Annotated in this window: 3 protein-coding genes; all 3 read left to right on the forward strand. The window is 73.7% G+C overall.

The window, feature by feature from the left end:
* Window positions 1-852 (forward strand): ABC transporter ATP-binding protein (locus tag ACFVXK_RS38240; RefSeq protein WP_389621896.1); only part of this gene is annotated, 852 nt, incomplete at its 5' end.
* Window positions 849-2,066 (forward strand): ABC transporter permease, encoded by a 1,218-nt coding sequence (locus tag ACFVXK_RS38245; protein ID WP_389621899.1) that lies wholly within the window; start codon window positions 849-851, stop codon window positions 2,064-2,066. The genes ACFVXK_RS38240 and ACFVXK_RS38245, both read left to right, overlap by 4 nt.
* A gap of 32 nt (window positions 2,067-2,098) precedes the next feature.
* Window positions 2,099-2,378, forward strand: a 280-nt coding sequence (locus ACFVXK_RS38250) for a hypothetical protein (RefSeq protein ID WP_389621902.1), incomplete at its 3' end; no start/stop codon positions are given.

The raw sequence follows: 2,378 nt of genomic DNA on the forward strand, positions 1-2,378 counted from the left end.
GGGCCACCCGGCGCCGTGACGCCCGGCGGCCTCGAAGCCGGGGCCCCGGAGCCCGGGGCCGTCGGCCGGCCGGTGCCGCCCGTGATCGAGGTGCGTGCGCTGCTCAAGACGTACGGGCAGGGGGACGCGGCCGTCCGCGCCCTCGGCGGGCCCGCCGATCCCGCCACGGGCCGCCGGGCCGGGGTCGACCTCACCATCGAACAGGGTGACTTCGTCGCCGTCATGGGCAGCTCCGGTTCGGGCAAGTCCACCCTGATGAACATCCTCGGCTGCCTGGACGTCCCCACCTCGGGCCGCTACCTGCTCGACGGGATCGACGTGGGCGGCCTGGACGAGCACCAGCTGTCGCTGGTGCGCAACCGGAAGATCGGATTCGTGTTCCAGTCCTTCAACCTGGTGCCCCGCACCACCGCGGTCGCCCAGGTCGAGCTCCCGCTGGCGTACGCGGGGGTCAAGGCCGCCGAGCGGCGCCGGCGCGCGGAGGCGGCGCTGACCCTGGTGGGTCTGGCCGACCGGCTGGGCCACCGGCCCAACGAGCTCTCCGGCGGGCAGCAGCAGCGCGTGGCCGTGGCCCGGGCCCTGGTGACGGCGCCCGCCATGCTCCTGGCGGACGAGCCGACCGGCAACCTGGACAGCCACAGCACCGAGGAGGTGCTGGCCCTGGTGGACCGGCTCAACGCCTCGGGCCGCACCGTGGTCCTGATCACCCACGAGGACGAGGTGGCCCTGCACGCCAAGCGGGTCCTGCGCCTGGTCGACGGGCAGATCGTCGAGGACGTCCGGCAGGCGCCCGTGGCCGGCCCGCCGCCCGCGATGCGCGAGCGGCACCCGGTGGCGGGGGGCGCGCGGTGAACCCGTTCCAGACGCTGCGCTTCGCCTTCGGCGGGCTCGCGGCGAACAAGGTGCGCTCCGCGCTGACGATGCTGGGCGTACTGATCGGCGTGGCCGCGGTGATCCTGCTGCTGGCCGTCGGCAACGGCTCCTCGCAGGCGGTGAAGGAGTCCATCGAACGGCTCGGTACGAACGCCCTGACCGTCTCCTCCGGCAGCGGGTCCGGCGGCGGGCGCTCCGGCCCGGCCACCGGCACGAAGCCGCTGACCGTCGCGGACGCCCGGGCGCTGGCCGACCCCTCGGCCGCCCCGCACGTCGAGTCGGTGGCGCCCGAGGTCACCACCTCGCAGACCGCGCTCTACGAGGGGACCTCGCACACCGTCGGGCAGGTCGTCGGCACCTATCCCGCCTACTTCAAGGCCTCCAACAGCAAGGTGGCCAAGGGCGACTACTTCGGCAACGACGACGTGCTGGCCTCCCGCAAGGTCGCCGTGATCGGGGCGACGACGGCCGCCGACCTGTTCGGGACGGCCGATCCGGTGGGCCGCAAGGTGGTCCTCGGCGGGACTCCGTTCACCGTCGTCGGGGTGCTCGCCGCCAAGGGCGGGACCGGGTTCCAGGACCCGGACGACGTGGTGGTCGCCCCGCTGCCGACCGTGCAGAACGCCTTCACCGGGTTCGGGCCGCTCGGGCAGGTCCTCGTCGAGGCGAAGTCCGCCGACGCGACGACGGACGCGCAGAACGAGATCACGACCGTGCTCATGGCGCAGCACGGCATCAAGGACCCGAACGCCCTGGACTTCCGGGTGGCCAGCCAGGCGTCCCTGCTGACCGCGCAGGCGTCCACGGACAAGACGTTCACGGTGCTGCTGGGCGCCGTCGCCGCGATCTCCCTGCTGGTCGGCGGGATCGGCATCACCAACATCATGCTCGTCACGGTGACCGAGCGGACCCGGGAGATCGGCATCCGCAAGGCGATCGGCGCGCCCCGCGGGGTGATCCTGGGCCAGTTCCTCGCCGAGTCGACGCTGCTGTCGCTGATCGGCGGCGGGCTCGGCGTCGCGGCCGGACTGATCGGCTCGCACTTCACCGTCGTCGGCATCAAGCCGGTCGTCATTCCGGAGTCGGTCGTCGGCGCCTTCGCCATCGCCGTGGCGATCGGGCTGTTCTTCGGCGGCTATCCGGCCAACCGGGCCGCGAGCCTGCGGCCCATCGAAGCGCTGCGGCACGAATGAGCCGGCACACGCAGGGACAGGGAGAGACCGACATGGCACGACGCCGCACCGAACTGGAGAAGGAGCCCGGGGTGGACGGGGAGCGGTTCACACCGTTCGCGGAGGTGTTCACCGCCTCGGCGGACGCGGACACCGAGGCGGAGGCGCAGGCGGACGCGGACGCGGGCTCCGGCGCCGCCCTCCGGGCCGGAGGGGAACGGGAACGGCCGCGGGCCGAGGACCCGGAGGAGATCCTCGCCGAACCCCCGGACACCCGGGACATCTCGGCGGAACTCGCCGCTCCGCCCCGGGCCCGGATGCCCTGGCTGACCC

Source organism: Streptomyces sp. NPDC058157 (assembly GCF_042884105.1).
Taxonomy (GTDB): Bacteria; Actinomycetota; Actinomycetes; order Streptomycetales; family Streptomycetaceae; genus Streptomyces.